The 25,291-nt window shown below is 71.2% G+C and carries 25 protein-coding genes; 12 read left to right on the forward strand and 13 right to left on the reverse strand.

Annotated features, from left to right (window positions below; genetic code table 11):
• Positions 1–71: 71 nt before the first annotated feature.
• From M8J74_RS23570 to M8J74_RS23580, 3 genes are read left to right on the forward strand one after another with little or no spacing between them, the layout of a single operon-like run.
• Entirely contained in the window at positions 72–1,229 is a 1,158-nt protein-coding gene (locus tag M8J74_RS23570; protein WP_249838357.1) for a Gfo/Idh/MocA family protein, read from the forward strand.
• A complete protein-coding gene (locus tag M8J74_RS23575) occupies positions 1,226–2,377 on the forward strand; it encodes a dihydrodipicolinate synthase family protein (RefSeq protein ID WP_249838358.1) in 1,152 nt (383 codons plus the stop codon). Before M8J74_RS23570 ends, M8J74_RS23575 begins: the two co-directional genes overlap by 4 nt.
• Positions 2,378–2,412: 35 nt before the next feature.
• Positions 2,413–3,210 (forward strand): sugar phosphate isomerase/epimerase family protein, encoded by a 798-nt coding sequence (locus M8J74_RS23580; RefSeq protein ID WP_249838374.1) that lies wholly within the window; start codon positions 2,413–2,415, stop codon positions 3,208–3,210.
• Between the two features lie 217 nt (positions 3,211–3,427).
• On the opposite strand, the gene rbsD is transcribed toward M8J74_RS23580, so the two are convergent.
• The 8 genes from rbsD to M8J74_RS23620 all read right to left on the reverse strand — a co-directional run bounded on the left by rbsD (position 3,428) and on the right by M8J74_RS23620 (position 10,657).
• Entirely contained in the window at positions 3,428–3,817 is a 390-nt protein-coding gene (rbsD, locus tag M8J74_RS23585; RefSeq protein ID WP_058925175.1) for a D-ribose pyranase, read from the reverse strand.
• The gene (locus M8J74_RS23590; protein WP_249838359.1) at positions 3,814–4,803 is read right to left on the reverse strand and encodes a ribokinase; all 990 of its coding nucleotides are present in this window, start codon (positions 4,801–4,803) and stop codon (positions 3,814–3,816) included. The genes rbsD and M8J74_RS23590 overlap by 4 nt, the downstream gene beginning before the upstream one ends.
• Positions 4,804–4,871: 68 nt before the next feature.
• Positions 4,872–6,821, reverse strand: a complete 1,950-nt coding sequence (locus M8J74_RS23595) for an ABC transporter permease/substrate-binding protein (RefSeq protein ID WP_249838360.1) — start codon at positions 6,819–6,821, stop codon at positions 4,872–4,874.
• Complete coding sequence (locus M8J74_RS23600; protein WP_249838361.1) at positions 6,811–8,340, reverse strand: sugar ABC transporter ATP-binding protein; 1,530 nt, start codon at positions 8,338–8,340, stop codon at positions 6,811–6,813. Before M8J74_RS23600 ends, M8J74_RS23595 begins: the two co-directional genes overlap by 11 nt.
• Positions 8,337–9,356: a LacI family DNA-binding transcriptional regulator gene (locus M8J74_RS23605; protein ID WP_249838375.1), complete on the reverse strand. Its 1,020-nt coding sequence runs from the start codon at positions 9,354–9,356 to the stop codon at positions 8,337–8,339. Before M8J74_RS23605 ends, M8J74_RS23600 begins: the two co-directional genes overlap by 4 nt.
• A gap of 139 nt (positions 9,357–9,495) precedes the next feature.
• On the reverse strand, positions 9,496–9,741 hold the full coding sequence (locus M8J74_RS23610; RefSeq protein WP_249838362.1) for a hypothetical protein: 246 nt from the start codon (positions 9,739–9,741) through the stop codon (positions 9,496–9,498).
• A 93-nt stretch (positions 9,742–9,834) separates the two neighbouring features.
• Positions 9,835–10,140: a hypothetical protein gene (locus M8J74_RS23615; protein WP_372500249.1), complete on the reverse strand. Its 306-nt coding sequence runs from the start codon at positions 10,138–10,140 to the stop codon at positions 9,835–9,837.
• Between the two features lie 100 nt (positions 10,141–10,240).
• Positions 10,241–10,657, reverse strand: a complete 417-nt coding sequence (locus M8J74_RS23620; RefSeq protein WP_249838363.1) for an ATP-binding protein — start codon at positions 10,655–10,657, stop codon at positions 10,241–10,243.
• Positions 10,658–10,834: 177 nt separating this feature from the next.
• Between M8J74_RS23620 and M8J74_RS23625 the strand changes: the two genes are divergently transcribed.
• The 4 genes from M8J74_RS23625 to M8J74_RS23640 all read left to right on the forward strand — a co-directional run bounded on the left by M8J74_RS23625 (position 10,835) and on the right by M8J74_RS23640 (position 15,648).
• Complete coding sequence (locus M8J74_RS23625) at positions 10,835–11,671, forward strand: helix-turn-helix domain-containing protein (RefSeq protein WP_249838364.1); 837 nt, start codon at positions 10,835–10,837, stop codon at positions 11,669–11,671.
• An 8-nt stretch (positions 11,672–11,679) separates the two neighbouring features.
• Positions 11,680–11,865, forward strand: coding sequence for a DUF397 domain-containing protein (locus tag M8J74_RS23630; protein ID WP_249838365.1), 186 nt, complete (start codon positions 11,680–11,682; stop codon positions 11,863–11,865).
• 29 nt (positions 11,866–11,894) lie between these two features.
• The gene (recD2, locus tag M8J74_RS23635; RefSeq protein ID WP_249838366.1) at positions 11,895–14,126 is read left to right on the forward strand and encodes an SF1B family DNA helicase RecD2; all 2,232 of its coding nucleotides are present in this window, start codon (positions 11,895–11,897) and stop codon (positions 14,124–14,126) included.
• Positions 14,127–14,358: 232 nt separating this feature from the next.
• Positions 14,359–15,648 (forward strand): citrate synthase, encoded by a 1,290-nt coding sequence (locus M8J74_RS23640; RefSeq protein WP_058925186.1) that lies wholly within the window; start codon positions 14,359–14,361, stop codon positions 15,646–15,648.
• 694 nt (positions 15,649–16,342) lie between these two features.
• On the opposite strand, the gene M8J74_RS23645 is transcribed toward M8J74_RS23640, so the two are convergent.
• From M8J74_RS23645 to M8J74_RS23655, 3 genes are all read right to left on the reverse strand, one after another.
• Positions 16,343–18,604, reverse strand: a complete 2,262-nt coding sequence (locus tag M8J74_RS23645; RefSeq protein ID WP_249838367.1) for a heavy metal translocating P-type ATPase — start codon at positions 18,602–18,604, stop codon at positions 16,343–16,345.
• 91 nt (positions 18,605–18,695) lie between these two features.
• The gene (locus M8J74_RS23650) at positions 18,696–18,935 is read right to left on the reverse strand and encodes a heavy-metal-associated domain-containing protein (protein WP_058925188.1); all 240 of its coding nucleotides are present in this window, start codon (positions 18,933–18,935) and stop codon (positions 18,696–18,698) included.
• A 128-nt stretch (positions 18,936–19,063) separates the two neighbouring features.
• Positions 19,064–19,231 carry a hypothetical protein gene (locus tag M8J74_RS23655; protein ID WP_249838368.1) on the reverse strand — a complete coding sequence of 56 codons (168 nt, stop codon included), beginning with the start codon at positions 19,229–19,231 and terminating at the stop codon, positions 19,064–19,066.
• Between the two features lie 160 nt (positions 19,232–19,391).
• Here M8J74_RS23655 and M8J74_RS23660 point away from each other — a divergent pair, with 160 nt between their 5' ends.
• Entirely contained in the window at positions 19,392–20,444 is a 1,053-nt protein-coding gene (locus M8J74_RS23660; RefSeq protein ID WP_249838369.1) for a zinc-dependent alcohol dehydrogenase family protein, read from the forward strand.
• A gap of 19 nt (positions 20,445–20,463) precedes the next feature.
• Here the strand turns inward: M8J74_RS23660 and M8J74_RS23665 are convergent, their stop codons facing one another.
• Both M8J74_RS23665 and M8J74_RS23670 read right to left on the reverse strand, forming a co-directional pair.
• Positions 20,464–20,664 (reverse strand): helix-turn-helix transcriptional regulator, encoded by a 201-nt coding sequence (locus M8J74_RS23665; RefSeq protein ID WP_058925190.1) that lies wholly within the window; start codon positions 20,662–20,664, stop codon positions 20,464–20,466.
• Positions 20,665–21,108: 444 nt separating this feature from the next.
• Positions 21,109–22,026, reverse strand: coding sequence for a sugar phosphate isomerase/epimerase family protein (locus M8J74_RS23670; RefSeq protein ID WP_249838370.1), 918 nt, complete (start codon positions 22,024–22,026; stop codon positions 21,109–21,111).
• A 126-nt stretch (positions 22,027–22,152) separates the two neighbouring features.
• On the opposite strand from M8J74_RS23670, the gene iolC reads away from it, so the two are divergent.
• The 4 genes from iolC to M8J74_RS23690 all read left to right on the forward strand — a co-directional run.
• Entirely contained in the window at positions 22,153–23,103 is a 951-nt protein-coding gene (iolC, locus tag M8J74_RS23675; protein ID WP_249838371.1) for a 5-dehydro-2-deoxygluconokinase, read from the forward strand.
• Positions 23,104–23,168: 65 nt separating this feature from the next.
• A complete protein-coding gene (locus M8J74_RS23680) occupies positions 23,169–24,053 on the forward strand; it encodes a Cgl0159 family (beta/alpha)8-fold protein (protein ID WP_058928403.1) in 885 nt (294 codons plus the stop codon).
• A gap of 7 nt (positions 24,054–24,060) precedes the next feature.
• Positions 24,061–24,876 carry a 5-deoxy-glucuronate isomerase gene (iolB, locus tag M8J74_RS23685; RefSeq protein ID WP_249838372.1) on the forward strand — a complete coding sequence of 272 codons (816 nt, stop codon included), beginning with the start codon at positions 24,061–24,063 and terminating at the stop codon, positions 24,874–24,876.
• On the forward strand, positions 24,873–25,291 hold a 419-nt coding region (locus M8J74_RS23690; protein ID WP_249838373.1), incomplete at its 3' end, for a thiamine pyrophosphate-binding protein. The genes iolB and M8J74_RS23690, both read left to right, overlap by 4 nt.

Raw genomic sequence — 25,291 nt, forward strand, 5'->3', positions numbered from 1 at the left:
GCTTGCTGTGGCGCTCGTCAGTGAAAGACGGGGGCGTACGCGGCGCGGACCCCGCGTACGAAGGGAATGACGTGACACGCAAGACGGTGCGGATCGCCATGAACGGCGTGACCGGACGCATGGGCTACCGCCAGCACCTGGTCCGCTCGATCCTGGCCCTCCGTGAGCAGGGCGGCCTCGACCTCGGCGACGGCACCGTGCTGTGGCCGGAACCGATCCTGGTCGGCCGCCGCGAGCACGCCCTCAGGGCGCTCGCCGAGCAGCACGGCCTGGCCGAGGAGAACATCTCGACCGACGTCGACGCGGTGCTCGCCGACCCGAGCGTCGACATCTACTTCGACGCCCAGGTGACCTCGGCCCGCGAGGAGGCGATCAAGAAGGCGATCGCGGCGGGCAAGCACGTCTACACCGAGAAGCCGACGGCCACCGGCCTGGACGGCGCCCTGGAGCTCGCCCGCCTCGCGAACGCGGCCGGCATCAAGCACGGCGTCGTCCAGGACAAGCTGTTCCTGCCCGGCCTGCTCAAGCTCAAGCGCCTCATCGACGGCGGCTTCTTCGGCCGCATCCTCTCCGTGCGCGGCGAGTTCGGCTACTGGGTCTTCGAGGGCGACTGGCAGACCGCCCAGCGCCCCTCCTGGAACTACCGCGCCGAGGACGGCGGCGGCATCGTCGTCGACATGTTCCCGCACTGGGAGTACGTGCTGCACGAGCTGTTCGGCCGCGTGAAGTCCGTGCAGGCCATCGCCACCACCCACATCCCGCAGCGCTGGGACGAGAACGGCAAGCCCTACGACGCCACCGCCGACGACGCCGCCTACGGCGTCTTCGAACTCGACGGCGGCGCGATCGCCCAGATCAACTCCTCCTGGGCCGTCCGCGTCCACCGCGACGAACTCGTCGAGTTCCAGGTCGACGGCACCGAGGGCTCGGCGGTCGCGGGCCTGCGCAACTGCCGTGTCCAGCACCGCTCCATGACCCCCATGCCGGTCTGGAACCCCGACCTCCCGGCCACCTACTCCTTCCGCGACCAGTGGCAGGAGATCCCCGACAACGACGACTTCGACAACGGCTTCAAGGCCCAGTGGGAGCTGTTCCTGCGGCACGTCTACGCCGACGCCCCCTACCACTGGGACCTGCTCGCCGGCGCCCGCGGCGTCCAGCTCGCCGAGCTGGGCCTGAAGTCCTCGGCCGAGGGCGTCCGCATCGACGTACCGGAGATCCAGCTGTGACCATCCGACTCCCGGACTCCACCGGCGGGCTGCGGACGTACGAACCCCGCCCCGAGCCGTTCGCCGTCACCCCCGGCGCCCCCTTCACCTCCCGTACGGTCTTCTCGGCGGCGCACGTCGTCGCCGACCCGTTCGCCGACACCACCCCCGACTCGCCGGCGGCCGTCGACTGGGACGCCACCCTCGCCTTCCGCCGTCACCTGTGGTCCCACGGGCTCCGCGTCGCCGAGGCCATGGACACCGCCCAGCGCGGCATGGGCCTGGACTGGGCGGGCGCGGCCGAGCTGATCCGCCGCAGCGCCGCCGAGGCCAGGGCGGTCGGCGGCCGGATCGCCTGCGGCGTCGGCACCGACCAGATCACCGCCGGGACCCTCGCGGAGGTCCGCGCGGCCTACGAGGAGCAGCTCGCCCTCGTGGAGTCCTCCGGCGCCCAGGCGATCCTGATGGCCTCCCGCGCGCTCGCCGCGGCCGCGTCCGGCCCCGAGGACTACCTGGAGGTCTACGGCCACCTGCTGCGCCAGGCCGCCGAGCCGGTGGTCCTGCACTGGCTGGGCCCGATGTTCGACCCGGCGCTGGAGGGCTACTGGGGCTCCGCCGACCTCGACGCGGCCACCGACACCTTCCTGGAGGTCATCGCCGCCCACCCCGACAAGGTGGAGGGCATCAAGGTCTCGCTGCTGGACGCCCGGCGGGAGATCGACATCCGGCGCCGCCTCCCGCAGGGCGTGCGCTGCTACACGGGCGACGACTTCAACTACCCCGAGCTGATCGCCGGTGACGACAAGGGCTTCAGCCACGCCCTGCTCGGCATCTTCGACCCGCTCGGCCCGCTGGCCGCGCAGGCGGTACGCGTCCTGGACACCGGGGACGTCCAGGGGTTCCGCGAACTCCTCGACCCCACGGTCGAGTTGTCCCGCCACCTCTTCCAGGCGCCCACCCGGTTCTACAAGACCGGCGTGGTCTTCCTGGCCTGGCTGGCCGGTCACCAGGCGCACTTCACCATGGTCGGCGGCCTGCAGTCGGCCCGCTCCCTGCCGCACCTCGCCCGCGCCTACGAACTCGCCGACGGCCTGGGCCTGTTCCCGGACCCGAAGCTCGCGGAGGAGCGGATGAGGAACCTGCTCGCCCTGTACGGAGTGACCCAGTGACCGACCTCGACCTGACGCGTTTCTCCATCAACCAGATGACGGTCAAGCAGCTGTCGCTGCCCGAACTGGTCGACGCCTGCCGGGACCTGGGCATCGGCAACGTCGGCCTGTGGCGCGAGCCCGTGCGGTCGTACGGCCTCGACGCGACCGCCAAGCTGGTGCGCGACGCGGGCCTGACGGTCACCACCCTGTGCCGGGGCGGCTTCCTCACGGCGATCGACCCGGCCGAGCGCGCCGCCGCCCTGGCCGACAACCGCCGCGCCGTCGACGAGGCGGCGACCCTCGGCACCGACACCCTGGTGCTGGTCTCGGGCGGCCTCCCGGCCGGCTCGAAGGACCTGCGCGGCGCCCGGGAGCGGATCGCCGACGCGCTCGCGGAACTGGGCCCGTACGCCGAGCGGCACGGGGTCCGGCTGGCCGTCGAGCCGCTGCACCCGATGTTCGCCTCCGACCGCTGCGTGGTCTCGACCCTCGCCCAGGCCCTCGACCTCGCGGAACGCTTCCCGGCCCACCAGGTCGGCGTCACCGTCGACACGTACCACATCTGGTGGGACGACACCGCGCCCGCGCAGATCGCCCGCGCCGGGGCGGACGGCCGTATCCACACCTTCCAGCTCGCCGACTGGACCACCCCGCTGCCGGAGGGCGTCCTCAACGGCCGCGGCCAGATCGGCGACGGCGCGATCGACATGCGGGAGTGGCAGGGATACGTCGAGGCCGCGGGCTACACCGGCCCCATCGAGGTCGAGCTCTTCAACGACGCCCTCTGGGCGAGGGACGGCCGCGAGGTCCTCGCCGAGACCGCACGCCGCTTCGTGGAGCACACCGCCTGACCCCGGGCTCGCAGGACACCGGGAACGACCCCCGCGAAAAAATCTTGGAAATGCCGTACAACCCTTCCCCCACCTGGCGGGTCGTACTTGGTGTCAGGACTCTTGGAGGGGGATCTGGGGGGATCGCGGGGGTTCTGATGCAGGAGGGGAAAAGCCGAGGGGGCCCGGTCGACGGATCGGGCCCCCTCGAATTTCGTCCGGCGTGCCGGTGCCGCCGCTAGAAGAACACCCCGCACCTCAGCAGCACGTTCGCGTACGGCCGTGCCTCCCCGGTGCGGACCACCAGCCGGGCCCCGGCCGACAGCTCCTTCAGCCGCTCGTGCGACACCAGCTCCAGCTGCGGGAACTCGCCCTTCAGCAGGGCGGCGGCCCCGGGATTGGCGTCCTGGACCTCCGCGGCAGCGGTCGCCCCCTCCACCACCAGCTCGGCCAGCAGCCCGTCGAGGACCGTCGCGAAGGACGGCACCCCGGCGCGGAAGGCGAGATCGACCACGCGGGGGCCGTCCGGGATCGGCATGCCCGCGTCGCACACCAGCACCCCGTCCCCGTGCCCCAGCTCGGCCAGCGCGCCGGAGAGGTGCCGATTGAGGATTCCCGCCTTCTTCACAGGGACTCACCTGCCGAGCCGGTGCCGGATGCGTCGTCCGACCCAGTGCCGGGGGTCCGGGTGCCGTCCCCCGGGTCGGCACAGCACAGCGCCTCGACTTCCTCGGCGGTGGGGAAGGACTCCTGCGCGCCCTCCCTGGTGACGGCGGCCGCGCCGACCCGGGCAGCGTAGGCGGCGGCCTCGGCCAGGCCCGTGCCCGTGCCCAGCCGCCACGCCAGCGCCGCCGTGAACGCGTCGCCCGCGCCCGTCGTGTCGACCGCGTCCACCTTCGTCGACGGCACCCGCTCCACCCCCTCCGCCGAGGCCACCAGGGCACCCTGCGCGCCGAGGGTGATCACCACCGACCGCGGACCCTTCGCGAGCAGCAGCCGCGCCCAGTCCTCCGGACGCTCCGACGCGCACGCCTCGCCCAGGACGACCTTCGCCTCGTGCTCGTTGACGATCAGCGGGTCGCAGGCCGCCAGCACCTCGGCCGGCAGCGGCCGGGGCGGCGACGGGTTGAGCACGAAGCGGCTGCCCTCCGCCAGACTCCGCACCGCCTCCACCACCGTCTCCAGCGGGATCTCCAGCTGCGCCGACACCACCCGCGAGCGCTGGAGGAGGCCGGCCGCCGCCCGGACGTCGGCCGGCGTCAGCCGGCCGTTCGCGCCCGGCGACACCACGATGCTGTTGTCCCCCGAAGGGTCGACGGTGATGAGCGCGACCCCCGTGGGCGCCCCGCCCGCCAGCACGCCCACCGTGTCGACGCCGGCCGCCCGCTGCGAGTCGAGCAGCAGCCGGCCGTACGCGTCGTCGCCGACCCGCGCCAGCAGGGCCGTACGGGCCCCGAGGCGGGCGGCGGCCACCGCCTGGTTGGCGCCCTTGCCGCCCGGGTGGACGGCCAGGTCGGAGCCGAGCACGGTCTCGCCCGCCGCCGGCCTGCGCTCGACACCGATGACCAGGTCGGCGTTGGCCGAACCCACGACCAGCAGGTCGTAGTCGTACATCAGAAAGACTCCCCAGATGAGTGTGCTGGAGCGGGCGGTCCCCCTGGCCGCCCGCCCGTTCCCCGTCGTCAGCCGGTGAAGCCGGCCACGTTCTGCTTCGTGACGACCTTCACCGGCACCTTCACCGTCTCCTCGACCTTCTTGCCCTCAAGGGCCTTGAGGGCGTTGTCCACGGCGATTCTGCCCAGCTGCGAGGGCTGCTGCGCCACGGACGCGTACAGCGTCCCCCCTTCGACGGCCTTCAGACCGTCGGGGGTGCCGTCGAATCCGACGACCTGGACCGACTTGCCGGCCTTGGAGCCCAGCGCCTTGATCGCGCCGAGGGCCATCTCGTCGTTGGCGGCGATGACGCCCTGGACGTCCGGGTGCGCCTGGAGCAGGTTCGACATCACGTCGAGGCCCTTGGTGCGGTCGAAGTCGGCCGGCTGCTGGGCGACCACCTGGATGCCGGGGTAGGCCTTGAGGCCGGCCGCGAAGCCCGCCGCCCGCTCGCGCGCCGCCGACGTGCCCGCCTGGCCCTGCAGGATCACGATCTTGCCCTTGCCGCCCAGCTTCTCGCCGATCGTCTTCGCCGCCAGCTCACCGCCCTTGACGTTGTCGGAGGCCACCAGGGCGTCCACGGCCGCCTTGTTGACGCCGCGGTCGACGGCGATCACCGGGATGTCCGCCTTGTCGGCGGCCTTCACGGAGTTGCTCGCCGCGTCCGAGTCCACCGGGTTGACGATGATCGCGCCGAGGCTCGAACTGGTGAAGTTCTGCAGCTGGTTGGCCTGCTGCGAGGCGTCGTTCTGCGCGTCGGTGACGGTCAGGTCCACGCCCAGCTTCTTCGCCTCGGCCTGCGCGCCGGAGCGGATCTGCACGAAGAAGGGGTTGTTGAGGGTGGACAGCGACAGGCCCATCTTCGGGGTGGTGGAGGACGAGCTGCCGTTGTGCAGGAAGGAGGTCGCGCCGACCAGCGCGACGGTGACGACCGCCGCGAGCGCGTAGGTTCCCGCCTGCTTGGACCTGTTGCCCCCGGTACCCGCGGCCACCGGCGTCGCGCCGGCCTTGCGCCGCAGCGTGTCGAGGAGCACCGCCAGCGCGATGACGACACCGATGACGACCTGCTGCCAGAACGCGGAGACGTTCAGCAGGTTCAGGCCGTTCCTGAGCACCGCCAGGATCAGCGCGCCGATCAGCGTGCCGGACGCCTTGCCGGTGCCGCCCGCGAGGGAGGCCCCGCCGATGACGACCGCGGCGATCGCGTCCAGCTCGTAGCCGTCGGCGGCCTGCGGCTGCGCGGAGGACAGCCGGGCGGCGAGCACGATGCCCGCTACCGCCGCGAACAGCCCGGAGAAGGCGTAGATCGCGAGCTTCTGCTTCTTCACCCGCAGCCCGGACAGCCGGGCGGCCTCCTCGTTGCCGCCGATCGCGTACATGGAACGGCCGATGTACGTCCGCCCCAGCACGAACGCCGCGAGCAGCCCCATGACCACCATGACCAGCACGGGCACCGGCAGCCAGCCGCCGAGCGTGTCGCCGAGGTGGGAGACGGAGTCCGGGAAGGGGATCGGGGAGCCCTCGGAGATCACCAGCGACAGACCGCGGGCCACCGAGAGCATGGCGAGCGTCGCGATGAACGGCGGCAGCTTCCCGTACGCGATCAGGAAGCCGTTGACCAGCCCGGCCACGAGACCGGTCGCCACGGACAGCACGACCGCGAGGACGACCGGCACGCCGTGCGAGGTGGCGCTCCAGGCGAGGACGGTGGCGGACAGCGCGGCCACCGAGCCCACCGACAGGTCGATGCCCGCCGAGACGATCACGAAGGTGACGCCGAAGGCGAGGACGGCGGTCACGGCCGCCTGGACGCCGACGTTGAGCAGGTTGTCGGTGGTCAGGAAGTCCCCCGACAGCGCCGACAGGGCGATGACGAGGACGATCAGCGCGGTGAGCGCGCCGTTGTCGAGGAGCAGGCGGCGCAGGCCGCCGGTGGCGCCACCGGCGCCCGTGGTGCTCTTGAGCGTGTCAGTGGCCACGGCTGGCCTCCGTTCCGGTCTTCTCGTTCGTGGGGTTGCTGACCGCGAGGGCCATCACGGCGTCCTGGGTGGCCTCGCCGGCCGCGAGCTCGCCCGCGATCCGGCCCTGGGCCATCACCAGCACCCGGTCGCTCATGCCGAGCACCTCGGGCAGATCACTGGAGATCATCAGTACGGCGGCGCCGGCCGCGGTCAGTTCGTTGATCAGCTGGTAGATCTCGACCTTGGCGCCGACGTCGATGCCGCGCGTGGGCTCGTCGAGGATCAGCACCTTGGTGTCGGCGAGCAGCCACTTGCCGATGACGACCTTCTGCTGGTTGCCGCCGGACAGGGTGCGCACGTGCTGCCCGAGCCCGGCCATCCGCACGCCGAGCTGCCCGGCGATCCGCTCGGCGGCCGCGTGCTGCCCCTTGAGGTCGACGAGCCCCGCGCGGGTGGCGGTGCGCAGGGTGACGAGCCCGAGGTTCTCCTCCACGGACGCGTCCAGCACCAGCCCCTGGCCCTTGCGGTCCTCGGGCACCAGCCCGATCCCGGCGGCCATGGCGGCGTTGACGTCACCGCGCCGCACCGCGGCCCCGGCGACCTTCACGGCGCCCTTGTCGTACGGGTCGGCGCCGAACACGGCTCGCACCACCTCGGTGCGCCCGGCGCCGACGAGCCCCGCGATGCCGACGACCTCACCGGCGTGCACCTCGAAGCCGACGTCGTGGAAGACGCCGTCCCGGGTGAGGCCCTCGACGGTGAGCAACGCGGCGCCCTTCTCGGGCTGTTGACGCGGGTACTGCTGCTCGATCGACCGCCCCACCATCAGCCGTACGAGCTCGTCCTCGGCCGTGGTGGCGGGCACCTGCCCGACGGACTTCCCGTCGCGGATGACGGTCACGCGGTCGCCCAGGGCGGCGATCTCCTCCAGGTGGTGCGTGATGAAGACGATCCCGACGCCGTCCTCGCGCAGCTGCCGCACGATCGCGAAGAGCTTGTCGACCTCCTCCGAGGTCAGCACGGCGGTCGGCTCGTCCATGACGAGCACGCGCGCGTTCAGGCTGAGCGCCTTGGCGATCTCGACCATCTGCAGCCGCGCGATGCCCAGTTCACGCACCCGCGCGCGGGGCGAGACGCTCACGCCGACGCGCTTGAGCAGCACCTCGGCGTCGGCCTCCATCCGCTTCCGGTCGATCATCCCGAGCCGGCGCGGCTGCCGCCCCAGGAAGATGTTCTCGGCGACGGTCAGGTCCGGTACGAGGTTGAACTCCTGGTAGATGGTGGCGATGCCCAGCCGCTCGGCGTCCTGCGCCCCGCGGATGCGTACCTCCTCGCCGTCCACCAGGACACGGCCCTCGTCGGGGTGGTAGGCGCCGGACAGCATCTTGATCAGCGTGCTCTTGCCTGCGCCGTTCTCGCCGAGGAGCACGTGCACCTCGCCCCGGCGCAGGTCGAAGTCGACGCCGTCGAGCGCGACCACGCCGGGGAAGGTTTTCCGTATGCCCTCGATGCGCAGCAACTCGTCCCGGTTGCTCACGACGTGCTCCTTTGCACTTCGGTGGGGTTCTCGCCGCACGAGCGGCGTACGACGAGGCGGGCGGCGAGGGTGACGGACTGGGGAGGCCGCCCCTCGATGCGGTCGACCAGGGCCCGTACGGCGGCCCGGCCCAGCTCGCCCGTGGGCTGGGCGATCGCGGTGATCGGCGGATCGGTGTGCACGAACCACGGGATGTCGTCGAACGCGGCGAGCGCGACGTCCTGCGGGACCCGCAGCCCTCGCGCGCGTACGGCGTCCAGGGCGCCCAGCGCCATCAGGTTGTCGGCGGCGAAGACGACCTCGGGCGGCTCGGGCAGGTCGAGGAACCCCTCGGTGACCCGCCGCCCGCTCTCGGCCTGGAAGTCGCCCTGTCCGATGTAGGCGTCGGGAAGCTCCAGCCCGTATTCGGCGAGCGCCTCCCGGAAGACCTCGACGCGCTCCCGTCCGGTCGTGGTGGCCGCAGGCCCCGCGATGATCGCGAGCCGCCGGTGACCGAGCCGGTGCAGATGCGCGACGAGGTCCCGTACCGCCGCCCGGCCGTCGGCCCGCACCACCGGCACGTCGACGCCCGGGATCCACCGGTCGACGAACACCATGGGCGTGCCCCTGCGGGCGGCGTCCAGCATGAGCGGGGACCCGCCGTCGGTGGGGGAGACCAGCAACCCGTCGATCCGCCGGTCGAGCAGCGTCCGCACGTGATGGTCCTGCAGATCGGGCCGCTCGTCGGCGTTGCCGATGATGACGCTGTAGCCGAGCGCGCGGGCCTCCTCCTCGACGGAACGGGCCAGCTCGGTGAAGTAGGGGTTCATCACGTCGCTGATGACCAGGCCGAGGGTGTGGGTCTGGTCGGTGCGCAGCGAACGGGCGACGGCGTTCGGGCGGTAGCCCAGCGTCTCGACGGCGGCCAGCACGCGCGTGCGTGCGTCGTCGCTGACCGACGGATGGTCGTTCAGGACACGCGACACCGTGGCGACGGAGACCCCCGCCTCGGCGGCCACGTCCTTGATGCTCGCGATCGCCGCTCCACCTCCTCGTGGAACTCGTGGAATCGATTACACGACTTCGTGCAGAAGGGATTGGAATCGATTACACGAGCGCTTGGCAAGCCCCTGAGACCGGATCGTGATGAAGGTGGGCGAGGAGGAGGCCGGCCTCTTACTCGTCGGCGAACAGTTCGCCGGCGTCCGTGGCGCCCAGGGCGCGCCGGGCCCAGGTGGCGAGCTGATCAAGGTCGGCGCAGGCCGTGACGCGGTCACGGACGGAGTCGGGTACGGGGATGCCTCGCCATTCCAGCGTGAGCAGGATGATCTCTTGACGGCTCTGGAGTCGGCCCTGTTCCCGGCCCTCCGTACGCACCTGTTCCGCGAGGGGGTGCCGCCAGAAGTACTGGATGCCCGTCAAGGTGTTCCTCCGGTGCCTGGAACTGTCCGAACCGCTTGCGCGCCGAGGCCGCTGCCGGCGGGAAGATGGCCACCGGCAGCGGCCCGGCGATGCCTACTCGTCGGTGAACAGCTCCGTCGGCTCCGTGACGTGCAGGGCGCGTTGGGCCCAGGTCTCCAGTCGGGCGAGGTTCGTGCACTCTTCCACGCGCTCACGGACGGAGTCGGGCACAGGGATGCCTCGCCATTCCAGGGTGCGCAGGATCGCCTCTCGCCGCTCCTCGATACGGCCCTGCTCCCGCCCCTCCTCGCGCACCTGTTCCGCCAGCGGGTGTCGCCAGAAGTACTGGATCGCCGTCATCAGATCCCTCCACATCTGCTTCGCCTGGGGGTCGGCCAGGCAGGAGTCGACGAACTGCACGAAGACAGCGGCGCTGTCCGGTCCTTCTGGAAGATCCGGTGCAGCGCCTCATGCGACGAGCCGACCATCTGCTCTCCTTTCCATCGCGCTGATCAACGAGCTACGCCGCCGGGAGTTCGCACCACACGTACTTGCCGCGGTTGCCGTGCCGGGACAGGGGGTGCCAACCCCAGACCTGGGAGCAGGCGCGCACCAGCAGCAGCCCCCGGCCCTGCTCCGCCTCACCGAGCCGCGCCAACGGCACCGGAGGCTCGGGGGGTTCGGGGTCGGCGTCCCACGCGCCGATCCGCAGCGTGCCGGGCGGCGCCCAGCGGACCCGTAGGGCGGCGGGGCCCTTGGTGTGCCGTACGGCGTTGGTGATCAGCTCGGTCGCGAGCAGTTCGGCGACGTCGACGAGGCCGATCAGACCGTGCGCGGTGAGGATCAGACGGAGGGTGCGGCGGCTCACCGTGACCGCGCGCGGGTCGTTGGGGATGGAGAGGCAGTACTCCCAGGGTTCGGGGGTGTTTTCGGGCATGCGGCAACTCCGTTGAGGTGGTGGGGGGTTGGCGGTGGCATCGCCGCGGCCGTCAGGACAGGCAGGACGGAGCGGTGCACTTCCGCAGAGTGTGCGTTGCGTCACTGAAAGTAGATCTAAATATAGGGACGCGGCAAGCCGATCGCGTAATCTGACGCCGAAAGGGAGGACCGTTCGATGGTGAAGCGGCGTGAACCGACGGCACGTCAGATGCGTCTGGCCACGGAGTTGCGCAGGCTCCGCGAGGCCGCGGGGCTCAACTCCCGTGAGGCGGCGTCACTCCTTGGGGTGAGTCCGGCTCAGATCACTCACATCGAGTCCGCACTCGCCGGAGTCAGTGAGCAGCGACTCCGCCGTCTCACGTCCCACTACGCCTGTACGGACGAGGAGTTCATCGACGCCCTGGTCGCCATGGCCACTGATCGGACTCGCGGTTGGTGGGAGGAGTACCGGGGCCTGCTGCCCACGCCGTTCCTGGACCTTTCCGAGTTGGAACACCACGCCCGCTTCCAGCGCCACGTGGCGATCCTGTACGTACCGGGTCTGCTGCAGACCGAGGACTACGCGCGAGCCGTCTTCTCGTCCAGGCTCCCCGAACTCACTCAAGAAGAGGTGGAGTTGCGCATCCAGCATCGCAAGGCCCGCCAGCAGTTCACGATTCCGTACGACGCGGTGATCCACGAGGCGGCACTTCGGATCAGAGTGAGCGACCGTGCCACTTCAAGGGCTCAGCTGGCCCGGCTCGTCGAGCTCTCCGAAGCGCACCACATCACCGTGCGCGTCATCCCCTTCGACCAGGACGGCTTCGCCAGTGCCGCGAGCACGATGACGTACGTGGGTGGCCCGGTGCCCAAGCTGGACACGGTGGTGCGCGACGCGCTCCATGGCTCGGCGTTCTTCGATTCGGAGGCCCAGCTCAACACCTACCGAACGGGCTTTCGTAAAGTGGAGGGCGCGTCACTCGACCCCGGACAGTCGCGTGAGTTCATCCACAGGCTGATGAAGGAACTGTGAGGGCCTCCATGTACAGCTGGCGCAAGTCCTCCTACTCGGGTCCCGGCGACGGCAACGAGTGCGTGGAGATAGCCCCCACCCCCACCCACACCGCCGTCCGCGACAGCAAAGCCCCCGCCCGGGCCACCCTCACCTTCCCCGCCCCCGCCTTCTCCACCTTCCTCGAAGCTCTGAAATCCACATCCCTTCGCTGACTGTCAGTGCGCACCAGTACCGTCGGATCATGTCCAATCAGGCGGTGCTCGAGGGCGTCCTGGAGCGCATCACCTACGCCAACGAGGAGAACGGCTACACCGTCGCCCGTGTCGACACCGGCAGGGGCGCCGGCGACCTCCTCACGGTCGTCGGTGCGCTGCTCGGCGCGCAGGTGGGGGAGTCCCTGCGGATGGAGGGGCGCTGGGGGTCGCACCCCCAGTACGGCAAGCAGTTCACCGTGGAGAACTACACGACCGTGCTGCCGGCCACCGTCCAGGGCATCCGGCGTTATCTGGGCTCGGGGCTCGTCAAGGGCATCGGTCCCGTCTTCGCCGACCGCATCACGCAGCACTTCGGCCTGGAGACCCTGCGGATCATCGAGGAGGAGCCGAAGCGGCTGATCGAGGTGCCCGGCCTCGGTCCGAAGCGGACGAAGAAGATCGCCGACGCCTGGGAGGAGCAGAAGGCGATCAAGGAGGTGATGCTGTTCCTGCAGACGGTCGAGGTGTCCACGTCCATCGCCGTGCGGATCTACAAGAAGTACGGGGACGCCTCCATCTCCGTCGTGAAGAACCAGCCGTACCGCCTCGCCGCCGACGTCTGGGGCATCGGCTTCCTGACCGCGGACAAGATCGCCCAGTCCGTCGGCATCCCGCACGACAGCCCGGAGCGGGTGAAGGCGGGCCTGCAGTACGCGCTGTCGCAGGCCACGGACCAGGGCAACTGCTACCTCCCGGAGGAGCGGCTGATCGCCGACGCCGTGAAGCTCCTCCAGGTCGACACCGGGCTCGTGATCGAGTGCCTGGCCGAGCTGGCCGAGCCGCCCGAGGACGGCGAGGACCCCGGTGTCGTACGGGAGAAGGTCCCCGGCGAGCACGGGGAACCCGTCACCGCCGTCTACCTGGTTCCCTTCCACCGGGCCGAACTCTCCCTCGCCGGACAGCTGTTGCGGCTGCTGCGCACCGAGGAGGACCGGATGCCGGGGTTCGGGGACGTGGACTGGGGCAAGGCCCTCGGCTGGCTCAGGGCCCGGACCGGCGCCGACCTCGCCCCCGAGCAGGAGGCCGCCGTCAGGCTGGCGCTGACGAAGAAGGTCGCCGTGCTGACGGGCGGTCCGGGATGCGGCAAGTCCTTCACGGTCCGGTCGATCGTCGAGCTGGCCCGCGCCAAGCGGGCCAGGGTCGTCCTCGCCGCGCCCACCGGCCGGGCCGCCAAGCGCCTCGCCGAGCTGACCGGCGCCGAGGCCTCCACCGTCCACCGCCTGCTGGAGCTCAAGCCCGGCGGCGACGCGGCGTACGACAAGGACCGCCCGCTGGAGGCCGACCTGGTGGTCGTCGACGAGGCGTCGATGCTGGACCTGCTGCTCGCCAACAAACTGGTGAAGGCCGTACCGCCCGGTGCCCATCTCCTCTTCGTCGGTGACGTGGACCAGCTCCCTTCCGTGGGCGCGGGCGAGGTGTTGCGCGACCTCCTCGCCGACGGCGGCCCCGTCCCGGCCGTCCGCCTCACCCGGGTGTTCCGGCAGGCCCAGCAGTCGGGGGTCGTCACCAACGCGCACCGGATCAACGCCGGGCAGCACCCCGTCACCGACGGCATGAAGGACTTCTTCCTGTTCGTCGAGGACGACACCGAGGAGGCGGGGCGGCTGACCGTGGACGTGGCTGCCCGGCGGATCCCGGCGCGCTTCGGGCTCGACCCGCGCCGGGACGTCCAGGTGCTCGCCCCCATGCACCGGGGCCCCGCGGGCGCCGGCAACCTCAACGGCCTGCTCCAGCAGGCCATCACCCCGGCCCGCCCCGACCTGCCGGAGAAGAGATTCGGCGGCAGGGTCTTCCGCGTCGGCGACAAGGTCACCCAGATTCGCAACAATTACGAGAAGGGAAAGAACGGTGTGTTCAACGGCACCGTGGGCGTGGTCACCGCGCTCGACCCGGTCGACCAGCGCCTGACGGTGCTGACGGACGAGGACGAGGAGGTGCCGTACGAGTTCGACGAACTGGACGAGCTGGCCCACGCGTACGCGGTGACCATTCACCGCTCGCAGGGCAGTGAATATCCCGCCGTGGTGATCCCGGTCACCACCGGTGCCTGGATGATGCTGCAGCGGAACCTGCTCTACACCGCCGTGACCCGGGCCAAGCGGCTGGTCGTGCTCGTCGGCTCGCGCAAGGCCATCGGCCAGGCGGTGCGGACGGTCTCGGCGGGACGGCGCTGCACCGCGCTCGACTTCCGGCTCTCACCCCGCCCCCTGGAGCCGTGAGACCGGGCGCTGAGGCAGGCATCACAAAAAATGATCGATCAAATGAGTCGCGAAGGTCACAGAGCACTTCCGGATGGGGAATCAAGGGGGCAGGATGTGCAAGTTGGCGGCACTCAGTGCCGCCAGTAGGCCCGATGGTCGACCCCGAGTGCACTCTCCTGAGCCAATTGGGGGATGGTAGAGACAGTCAGGGCAACCTCGAAGATGAGGCACTACGTCGGTGAGGGAAGACGTGAGCGACAACTCTGTAGTACTGCGGTACGGCGACGGCGAGTACACCTACCCGGTGATCGACAGCACCGTCGGCGACAAGGGCTTCGACATCGGGAAGCTCCGCGCCCAGACCGGGCTGGTCACCCTGGACAGCGGCTACGGCAACACGGCCGCATACAAATCCGCCATCACCTACCTCGACGGCGAGGCGGGCATCCTCCGGTACCGCGGCTACCCGATCGAGCAGCTGGCCGAGCGCTCCACGTTCCTGGAGGTCGCCTACCTGCTGATCAACGGCGAGCTGCCGACCGTCGACGAGCTCTCGGTGTTCAAGAACGACATCACGCAGCACACCCTGCTGCATGAGGACGTCAAGAACTTCTACAAGGGCTTCCCGCGCGACGCCCACCCGATGGCCATGCTGTCCTCGGTCGTCTCCGCGCTGTCCACCTTCTACCAGGACAGCCACAACCCCTTCGACGAGAAGCAGCGCAACCTCTCGACGATCCGCCTGCTCGCCAAGCTTCCGACGATCGCCGCGTACGCGTACAAGAAGTCGATCGGTCACCCGTTCGTCTACCCGCGCAACGACCTCGGCTACGTCGAGAACTTCCTGCGGATGACCTTCTCGGTGCCGGCGCAGGAGTACGACCTCGACCCCGTCGTCGTCGCGGCCCTCGACAAGCTGCTGATCCTGCACGCGGACCACGAGCAGAACTGTTCGACGTCCACGGTCCGCCTGGTGGGCTCGTCCCAGGCGAACATGTTCGCGTCGATCTCGGCCGGCATCAACGCGCTGTGGGGCCCGCTGCACGGCGGCGCCAACCAGTCCGTCCTGGAGATGCTCGAGGGCATCCAGTCCTCCGGCGGCGACGTCGACTCCTTCATCCGCAAGGTGAAGAACAAGGAGGACGGCGTCCGTCTGATGGGCTTCGGCCACCGGGTCTACAAGAACTTCGACCCGCGCGCCAAGATCATCAAGGCCGCCGCGCACGACGTCCTCTCGGCCCTCGGCAAGTCCGACGAGCTGCTGGACATCGCGCTGAAGCTGGAGGAGCACGCGCTCTCCGACGACTACTTCGTCTCGCGCAGCCTCTACCCGAACGTCGACTTCTACACCGGTCTGATCTACCGGGCCATGGGCTTCCCGACCGAGATGTTCACGGTCCTGTTCGCCCTCGGCCGCCTGCCGGGCTGGATCGCCCAGTGGCACGAGATGATCAAGGAGCCGGGTTCGCGCATCGGCCGCCCGCGCCAGATCTACACGGGCGTGGTGGAGCGGGACTTCGTCCCTGTAGAGCAGCGCTGACGCCTCCGGCGGGGGTGCCGATCGCCTGAGAGGTCGGTGCTGAAGGAGCGTGGGCGGCTGCGGGCCGGCTGTGGCCGGTCGCGCAGTTCCCCGCGCCCCTTGAGGGCGTTGCCCTGAACCCATCTCAAGAGCTGACAAAAGCGGAAGGCGCCCTGGCGCCGGTCCCCCCACGGGCCGACGTCCAGGGCGCCTTCCCATGTCCCGGTGCGGATTCCCCCCACGGGATCCGGCCGGGCGTCTGAGAGGACAGCGCCTGAATCGCTGTTCTTCCACTGCTGCTGGTACTGCCGTTGAGCAGAACGAGCAAAAGTGCCCGTACTACTCGGGTGTGCGGTCTGCCGGGACAACGCACGCTCGGGAGGGCCGCTCAAAGCTTCCCGAGGTGCGTGCCCCGGCAACGCATCTCTGAGGAAGTCCCCCAAGACATCCCCAGATGCCAGTTCGCGCCCCCCAAGACGCTTACTGACATCGCCAACTTAGACCTTCGAACCCCTTCGATGGTTACGTTCGCATCACTGTGATCTGCGTCTCTTGCATTTGTCCGTTTGATACGCAAGAGCCCCGACGCAGCGATCGGGACTCAGGCGTAAGGATGATGCGCGAGCCTTGTGAAGAGCTTATGTGAGCCCGGCGCCGGACTCCAGAGGTCCACTGGTCACGACTTCGGAGTAACCGCCAGTAACTTCTCAGGAGTTCATCGGAATGTCCGCAGTCTGAGACTGTTGGTGACCACGAAGACCGACGAGAACGCCATCGCGGCGCCGGCGATCATCGGGTTCAGCAGCCCCGCGGCGGCCAGCGGCAGCGCGGCGACGTTGTAGCCGAAGGCCCACACCAGGTTGCCCTTGATGGTCGACAGCGTCCTGCGGGACAGCCGGATCGCGTCCGCGGCCACCCGCAGGTCACCGCGCACCAGCGTCAGATCGCCGGCCTCGATCGCCGCGTCGGTCCCGGTCCCCATGGCCAGCCCCAGGTCGGCGGTGGCCAGCGCGGCCGCGTCGTTCACGCCGTCGCCGACCATGGCGACGACCCGCCCCTCGCCCTGCAGCCGCCGTACGGCGTCCACCTTGTCCTCGGGCAGAACCTCCGCGATCACCTGCTCGATCCCGACCTCCCGGGCCACCGCCTCGGCCACCGCCCGGTTGTCCCCGGTCAGCAGCACCGGCGTCAGTCCGAGCGCCCGCAGCTGCCGTACCGCCTGGGCGCTGGTCTCCTTCACGGCGTCCGCGACGGCGACGACACCGCGTGCCGCGCCGTCCCAGCCGACCACGACGGCCGTACGGCCGCCCCGCTCGGCCTCGTCCTTGGCGCGGGCCAGCTCCGGCGGCAGCTCGTCGTAGAGCCGCCCCACGGCCACCTCGCGGCCCTCCACGCGCCCGCGCACACCCCGCCCGGGCACGTTCTCGAAGCCCTCGACCTCCGGGAGCCGTCCGGCCCGCTCCTCGGCGCCCACGGCGACCGCCCGGGCCACCGGGTGCTCGGAGGCGTGCTCGACGGCGCCCGCCAGCCGCAGCACCTCCTTCTCGTCGGCGCCGTCGGCGACGTACACCTCCTGGAGGGTCATCCGGCCGGTGGTGACCGTGCCGGTCTTGTCCAGGACGACCGTGTCGACGCGGCGCGTGGACTCCAGCACCTCGGGACCCTTGATGAGGATGCCGAGCTGCGCGCCCCGGCCGGTGCCGACCATCAGCGCGGTCGGCGTGGCCAGGCCCAGCGCGCACGGGCAGGCGATGATCAGGACCGCGACGGCGGCGGTGAACGCGGCGACGGTGTCGCCGGTGACGCCGAGCCAGACCCCGAAGGTGCCGAGCGCGATCAGGATGACGACCGGCACGAAGACCGCCGAGATGCGGTCGGCGAGCCGCTGCACCTCCGCCTTGCCGTTCTGCGCGTCCTCCACCAGCTTCGCCATGCGCGCCAGCTGGGTGTCGCCGCCCACCCGGGTGGCCTCGACGACCAGCCGCCCGCCGGCGTTCACGGTCGCGCCCGTGACGGCGGAGCCCACCCCCACGTCCACCGGCACCGACTCGCCGGTCAGCATCGACGCGTCCACCGCGGACGCGCCCTCGACGACGGTGCCGTCGGTGGCGACCTTCTCCCCGGGCCGTACGACGAAACGGTCGCCCACGGCCAGCCGGGACACCGGCACCCGGACCTCGCGCCCGCCCCGCAGGACGGACACGTCCTTGGCGCCCAGCTCCATCAGGGCCCTGAGCGCGGCTCCGGAGCGGCGCTTGGCGCGGGCCTCCAGATAGCGGCCCAGCAGGATGAACGCCACGACCCCGGAGGCCACTTCGAGGTAGATCGTGGAGGCGCCGTCCATGCGGGAGACGGTCAGCCGGAACTCGTCGTGCATGCCGGTCATGCCCGCGTCGCCGAAGAACAGCGCCCACAGCGACCAGCCGAACGCGGCGAGCGTGCCCACCGAGACCAGCGTGTCCATGGTGGCCGCGCCGTGCCGGGCGTTCGTCCAGGCGGCCCGGTGGAAGGGCAGCGCGCCCCAGACCACCACCGGCGCGGCCAGGGTGAGGCACAGCCACTGCCAGTTGTCGAACTGCAGGGCCGGGATCATCGACAGCAGGACGACCGGGAGCGCCAGCAGCGCGGAGACGGTGAACCGCTCGCGGTAGGCGGTGAGCTCGGGGTCCTCCGCGTCCTTCACCGTGCCGGCCGCCGTCTCGGCGGGGGGCTGGGGCGGGGGCGGCTCCTCGGCGGTGTACCCCGTCTTCACCACGGTCGCGATCAGGTCGGCGACCTGGATGCCCGCGGGGTAGGTCACCTTCGCCTTCTCCGTCGCGAAGTTCACCGTGGCGGTGACCCCGTCCATGCGGTTGAGCTTCTTCTCGACGCGGGCCGCGCAGGAGGCGCAGGTCATCCCGCCGATCTGCAGCTCGACCTCGGAGGCGTCGGCTATCGGTGTCGCGGTGCTGCCGGTGGTGCTTGTCGTGCTGGTCATGTCCGGACTCCAGACATCGGACCGGGACCGTACGGAGCCAGTATCAGCTGGTCGGCACGGCCGGTCGGAGAACAGGAACGGAAGTGCCGGCTCAGGCCCGGCCGACGAGCTCGAAGCCGGCCTCGTCCACCGCGGCGCGCACCGCGGCCTCGTCGAGGGGGGCCTCGGAGACCACGGTGACCTCGCCGGACGAGGCGACGGCCTTCACCGAGGTGACACCGGCGATCTCGGAGATCTCGCTCGAGACGGACCCCTCGCAGTGCCCGCAGCTCATCCCGCTCACCTTGTAGACGGCGGTGACGGTGCCCTGGGTGTCGCTCTGCGCGGTCATGTCGTTCTCCTCAAGGAGGCGTATGGGGTTGCCGGGACCCACGGTGGGCCCCGCACTCTCCACACTATACCCCTAGGGGGTATCGCTCCAAGGGGTGGCGGCGCCGGAGGACGTGGACCGCCTCACGTTCAGGGCCGTGCCGCGTACGCCAGCAGCAGGGCCAGCGCCGACACGGTGAGCCCGGCCCACAGGAACAGGGCGCGCAGCCGCGAGCGGATGCGCGGGTCCGGCCGCCGGGGCTGCCGTGGGGAGGGGATGCGGGCCCGCGGGGCGCCGGGCGGCGAGAAGTGGGTCACGGCAGGTCCCCTCACTCATGCAGGGCGGATTTACCGGAACTTTATGGAGATACCGCCCGCGGCGCAGTCCGGGGCGCCCGTTGTGATCACACCCCTGGCCACGCGGGTGCCCCCGCCGGGCATCCTGTACGCGCACACGCGGACGACGACGGGAGCAGGTATGCGGGCTGTGGTGTTCGAGCGGTACGGCGAGCCGGCCGAGGTACGCGACCTGCCCGACCCCCGCCCGGCGCCCCACGGGGTCGTCGTCCGGGTCGAGGCCACCGGCCTGTGCCGCAGCGACTGGCACGGCTGGCAGGGCCACGACCCGGACATCACGCTGCCGCACGTGCCGGGCCACGAACTCGCCGGTGTCGTCGAGGCGGCCGGCGAGCGGGTCACCGCCTGGCGCCCCGGCGACCGGGTCACCGTGCCCTTCGTGTGCGCCTGCGGGAGCTGCCCGTCCTGCCAGGCGGGCGACCACCAGGTCTGCGAGCGGCAGACCCAGCCCGGCTTCACGCACTGGGGCTCCTTCGCGCAGTACGTCGCCCTGGACCACGCCGACGTGAACCTGGTGGCCGTCCCCGAGGACCTGTCGTACGCCACGGCCGCCTCCCTGGGCTGCCGGTTCGCCACGGCCTTCCGCGCGGTGGTGCAGCAGGGCCGGGTGGCCGCGGGGGAGTGGGTCGCGGTGCACGGGTGCGGGGGCGTCGGCCTGTCGGCGGTGATGATCGCGGCGGCGTCCGGCGCGCGCGTGGTCGCCGTCGACGTGTCGCCCGCGGCCCTGGAGCTGGCGCGGACGTTCGGCGCGGCGCACGTCGTCGACGCCTCCGGTACGCCGGACACCGCCGCGGCGATCCGTGAACTGACCGGCGGGGGCGCCCACCTGTCGCTCGACGCCCTGGGTTCGCCCGGCACCTGCGCGGCCTCCGTGAACGGCCTGCGCCGTCGCGGCCGGCACGTCCAGGTGGGCCTGCTGCCCTCGCCGGACGGCACCACCCCCGTCCCCATGGCCCGCGCGATCGCCCTGGAGCTGGAACTCCTCGGCAGCCACGGCATGGCGGCGCACACCTATCCGCCGATGCTGGAGCTGGTCCGCGCGGGCGTCCTGCGTCCCGACCTGCTGGTCACCTCCGCCATCGGCCTGGACGCCGCCCCCGCCGCCCTGGCCGCGCTGGGCACGGCGGCGGGAGCGGGGGTGACGGTGATCGAGCCGTGGGGCGGGCGCGCGTAGCACCCGCGCCCGCCGCGGCTCACTCGTCTCTGCGGCCCCGGTTGCCGGGCCGGGAGGCCACCCAGGCCCGCACGGTGTCGGCGTACCAGAACGGCTTGCCGCCCTCGACGTGGTCGGGCGGCGGCAGCAGCCCGTGCTTGCGGTAGGAGCGCACGGTGTCGGGCTGCACCCGGATGTGCGCGGCGATCTCCTTGTAGGACCACAGCCGTCGGTCTGACACGAGTCGCACCTCCCTGCGCGCGCCGCGGGGCGGCCGGGGAGGGCCGTCGGGGGAGCCGGGCGCTGCGCTGGCGATCACAAAGCCTGTGCCCGGTGAACGACGGGGTCCGAAAGCCGGTCAGGGCCTGTGCGCCGGGTGTGACGCAAGACCCGCGTACCCGCGACATGTGTGACACGAAGGGGGCGTTCGTGACAGGAGTGGTGCACGGGCGTACGCGGGCTCCTGGGCGCGGCGCGTTGACATCGCCGGGCGAACGCCCCCGTGACGGCTAGGGCGTGTGTCGAAAGTCCCGCCTGCCCCGCGACGCCTGGCACGCGCGCTCGCGGCGTTGCCGAAACGCCCGAATAGCTCCGCTATTAGGGCGCTCCGGCGCCTTGCGATCGCACGCACCAGACGCCGCGGGGCCCGCCCTTCGGGCGGACGACGGGACTTTCGACACACGCCCTATGCCCCGCAGGACCGGAGGAACGCCCGGGTGCGCTGGGCGATGGGCAGCGGCTTGTCCGGCTCGCAGGGGTACATGTCCTGCTCGACGATCGCGAACAGGTCGACGTCCAGCCGCTGCGCCGCCTCCAGCACGGGCCCCAGCGCGGGGACCCCGGACGGCGGCTCGCACATCACGCCCTGGGCGACGGCCGGCCCGAACGGCGTCCCCTTGGCCCGCACGTCCGCCAGGATCTCCGGGTCCACCTGCTTCAGGTGCAGATAGCCGATCCGCTCGCCGTAGGTCTCGATCAGCTTGACGCTGTCGCCGCCGCAGTAGGCGTAGTGCCCGGTGTCCAGGCACAGCGAGACCAGGGACGAGTCGGTGCCGTCCAGGAAGCGGACGACGTTCTCCTCGCTGTCGATGTGCGTGTCCGCGTGCGGGTGCACGACGATCTGCAGCCCGTACTCCTCCCGCACCCGCTGTCCGAGGCGCTCGGTCAGCGAGGTGAGGTTGCCCCACTGCTCGGGGGTCAGCTCGGAGGACTCCAGCACCTCGCCGGTCTTGTCATCCCGCCAGAAGGACGGGATCACGACCAGGTGCTTCGCGCCCATGGCCTGCGCGAGGACCGCGTTGTCGGCCACGTGCGCCCAGGTCTTGTCCCAGACGGACTCGCCGTGGTGCAGACCGGTGAAGACGGTGCCCGCCGAGACCTTCAGCCCCCGCCGGTTCACCTCCTCGGTGAGCACCGCGGGATCGGTCGGCAGGTACCCGTACGGGCCCAGCTCGATCCACTCGTAGCCGGACCGGGCGACCTCGTCGAGGAAGCGCTGCCAGGGCACCTGCCGGGGGTCGTCGGGGAACCACACACCCCATGAGTCGGGAGCCGACCCGATCCGGATGCGGGACAGTGAGGACTGGGAGGACATCGGCGTCATGCCGGTCAGCTTCAGCGGCACCAGTAAGCGCTGTCAAGGTCTCGTCCGAATGTCTGGACAAAACATTGACAGGGCCGCGCGGACAGGGCTACAAACGGCGGGGAGAGCCGTGACGAAGGGAAGCCGATGGCGTACGACCTGATCACCATGGGGCGGATCGGGGTGGACCTGTATCCACTGCAGACCGGCGTTCCGCTGCCGCAGGTGACGAGCTTCGGCAAGTTCCTCGGCGGCTCGGCGACGAACGTCGCGGTGGCCGCCGCCCGCCTCGGACACCGGACCGCGGTGATCACCCGCACCGGCGACGACCCCTTCGGCACCTACCTCCACCAGGCGCTGCGGGACTTCGGCGTCGACGACCGCTGGGTCACCCCCGTACCGGGCCTGCCCACACCGGTCACCTTCTGCGAGGTCTTCCCGCCCGACGACTTCCCGCTCTACTTCTACCGGCAGCCCAAGGCCCCCGACCTGGAGATCGACGCCCACGACCTCGACCTCGACGCCGTCCGCGAGGCCCGCCTCTTCTGGGTCACCGGCACCGGCCTGAGCGAGGAACCCAGCCGTACGGCGACGCTGGCGGCGCTCGCCCACCGCGCCAAGGCCGGCCCGACCGTCTTCGACCTCGACTGGCGCCCCATGTTCTGGAGCGACCCGGCCTCGGCCCGCCCCTTCTACAAGGAGGCCCTGCGCCACACCACCGTCGCGGTCGGCAACCTCGACGAGGTGGAGGTCGCCACCGGCGTCCGCGAACCCCGGGCGGCCGCCGAGGCGCTGCTGGCCGCGGGCGTGGAGCTCGCGGTCGTCAAGCAGGGCCCCAAGGGCGTCCTCGCCGTCGACAGCAAGGGCGAGTCGGCCGAGGTGCCCCCGCTGCCGGTGAACGTCCTCAACGGCCTCGGCGCCGGCGACGCGTTCGGCGGCTCCCTCTGCGACGGCCTGCTGGCGGGCCGGGACCTGGAGACGATCATGCGCCGCGCCAACGCCGCCGGGGCGATCGTCGCCTCCCGGCTGGAGTGCTCCTCCGCCATGCCGACGGCGGACGAGATCGAGGCCGCCCTCAAGGCCGGAGCGGTCCAGTGAGGGCCGGCCGGGTCGGCGGGACCGAGGGGGAGGGGACGGACCGGGGCGCGAGCGGCGCACCGGCCGTGCGCAGCGTCGACGTCGGCGAGCTGGTCCGGCTGCGGGCCCAGCGCCCCGAGGCGATCGCCGAGGCCGCCGCCCGCCGGGTCCGCCGTCCGCTGCTGAACGACTCCGGCCGGCTGATGATCGTCGCCGCCGACCACCCGGCCCGCGGCGCCCTCGGCGTCGGCGAGCGCGCCTTCGCCATGGCCAACCGCGCCGACCTGCTCGAACGCCTCTGTCTCGCGCTGTCCCGGCCCGGCGTCGACGGCGTCCTCGCGACCGCCGACATCCTCGACGACCTGCTCCTGCTCGGCGCCCTGGACGGCAAGGTCGTCATGGGCTCCATGAACCGCGGCGGACTGCAGGGCGCCAGCTTCGAACTCGACGACCGCTTCACCGGCCACCGCGCCGAGGACATCGAGCGGCTCGGCTTCGACGCGGGCAAGCTGCTGCTGCGCATCGACTACTCCGACCCGGGCTCCCTGACCACCCTGGAGTCCACCGCCCGCGCCATCGACGACATGGCGGCGCGCCGGCTCCCCGTGTTCGTCGAGCCGTTCCTCAGCCGCCGCACGGACGAGGGCCGGCTGAGGAACGACCTGTCCGCCGAGGCGGTCACCCGGTCCATCGCCATCGCCTCCGGGCTCGGCGGCACCTCGGCCTACACCTGGCTGAAACTGCCGGTCACCGAGAACCCCGACGACATGGCCGAGGTCATGCAGACCTCCACCCTCCCGGCCGTGCTGCTGGGCGGGGAGGTCGGCGACGACCAGGACGGCGCGTACGAGAAGTGGCGCGGCGCCCTGCAACTGCCCACCGTGCGCGGCCTGGTGGTCGGCCGCTCACTGCTGTACCCGGCGGACGGCGACGTGGCCGCCGCCGTGGACACCGCCGTAGGACTGCTGTGAGGGCCGCATGAGCAGCAAGGAGCTGTACGTTCCGCGGGGCGCTACCGCCGACGCCGATCACGTGCTCGACATCGGCCCCGAGCGGGCAGGCTGGGAGTACTGCAGTCTGCGGATCGTCGCCCTGCCGCCGGGCGGCACCCACACGTTCACCACCGGTGACAGCGAGTGGATCGTGCTTCCGCTGGAGGGCGGATGTAGCGTGCGAACGGCGGACGAACAGTTCCAACTCCTGGGCAGGGGAAGCGTTTTCGCGTCGGTCACCGACTTCGCGTACGTTCCCCGTGACGCCCGGGTCCAGATCGCCTCCGGCGCGGGAGGCCGCTTCGCCCTGGCAGGAGCGAAGTGCGAGCGACGACTCCCCGCCCGCTACGGCCCCGCGCCGGAGGTCCCCGTCGAACAGCGCGGCAGCGGCGCCCAGTTGCGGCACGTCCGCAACTTCGCCTCCGCCGACGCCTTCGACTGCGACAAGCTCATCGCCGTCGAGGTGATCACCCCCGGCGGCAACTGGTCCTCGTACCCGCCGCACAAGCACGACGAGGACCGGCCGGGCGTCGAGGCGGAGCTGGAGGAGATCTACTACTTCGAGATCGACGGCCCGAACGGTTTCGGCTATCAGCGCGTATCTCCCTCCCGTGAGGGCGGATCCGACGTCCTCGCCGAGGTCCGCTCCGGCGACGCCGTCCTCGTCCCCGACGGATGGCACGGCCCGTCCATCGCCCAGCCCGGCCACGACATGTACTGCCTCAACGTCATGGCGGGGCCGGGCGGGACACGGGAGTGGCGGATCTGCTTCCACCCGGACCACACGGAGGGTTACCGATGACTCCGACCACCTCGACGACGAGGCTGACGGTCGCCCAGGCGCTGGTGCGCTTCCTGTCCGCGCAGTACACCCGACGCGACGGCGTACGGCAGCGGCTGATCGGCGCGACCTGGGGCATCTTCGGCCACGGCAACGTGGCCGGCATCGGCCAGGCGCTCGTCGAGTACGCGGACGACATGCCGTACCACCAGGGCCGCAACGAACAGGCCATGGTGCACGCGGCCGTCGGCTACGCCCGCCAGTCGGGCCGGCTGTCCACCCACGCGGTGACGACCTCCATCGGCCCGGGCGCCACCAACCTGGTCACCGGCGCCGCCCTTGCCACCATCAACCACCTTCCGGTCCTGCTGCTGCCCGGCGACACCTTCGCCGGCCGCCCCGCCGACCCGGTCCTGCAACAGCTCGAAGTCCCCTT

The sequence above is a fragment of the Streptomyces panaciradicis genome (assembly GCF_023516615.1).
Taxonomy (GTDB): domain Bacteria; phylum Actinomycetota; class Actinomycetes; order Streptomycetales; family Streptomycetaceae; genus Streptomyces; species Streptomyces panaciradicis.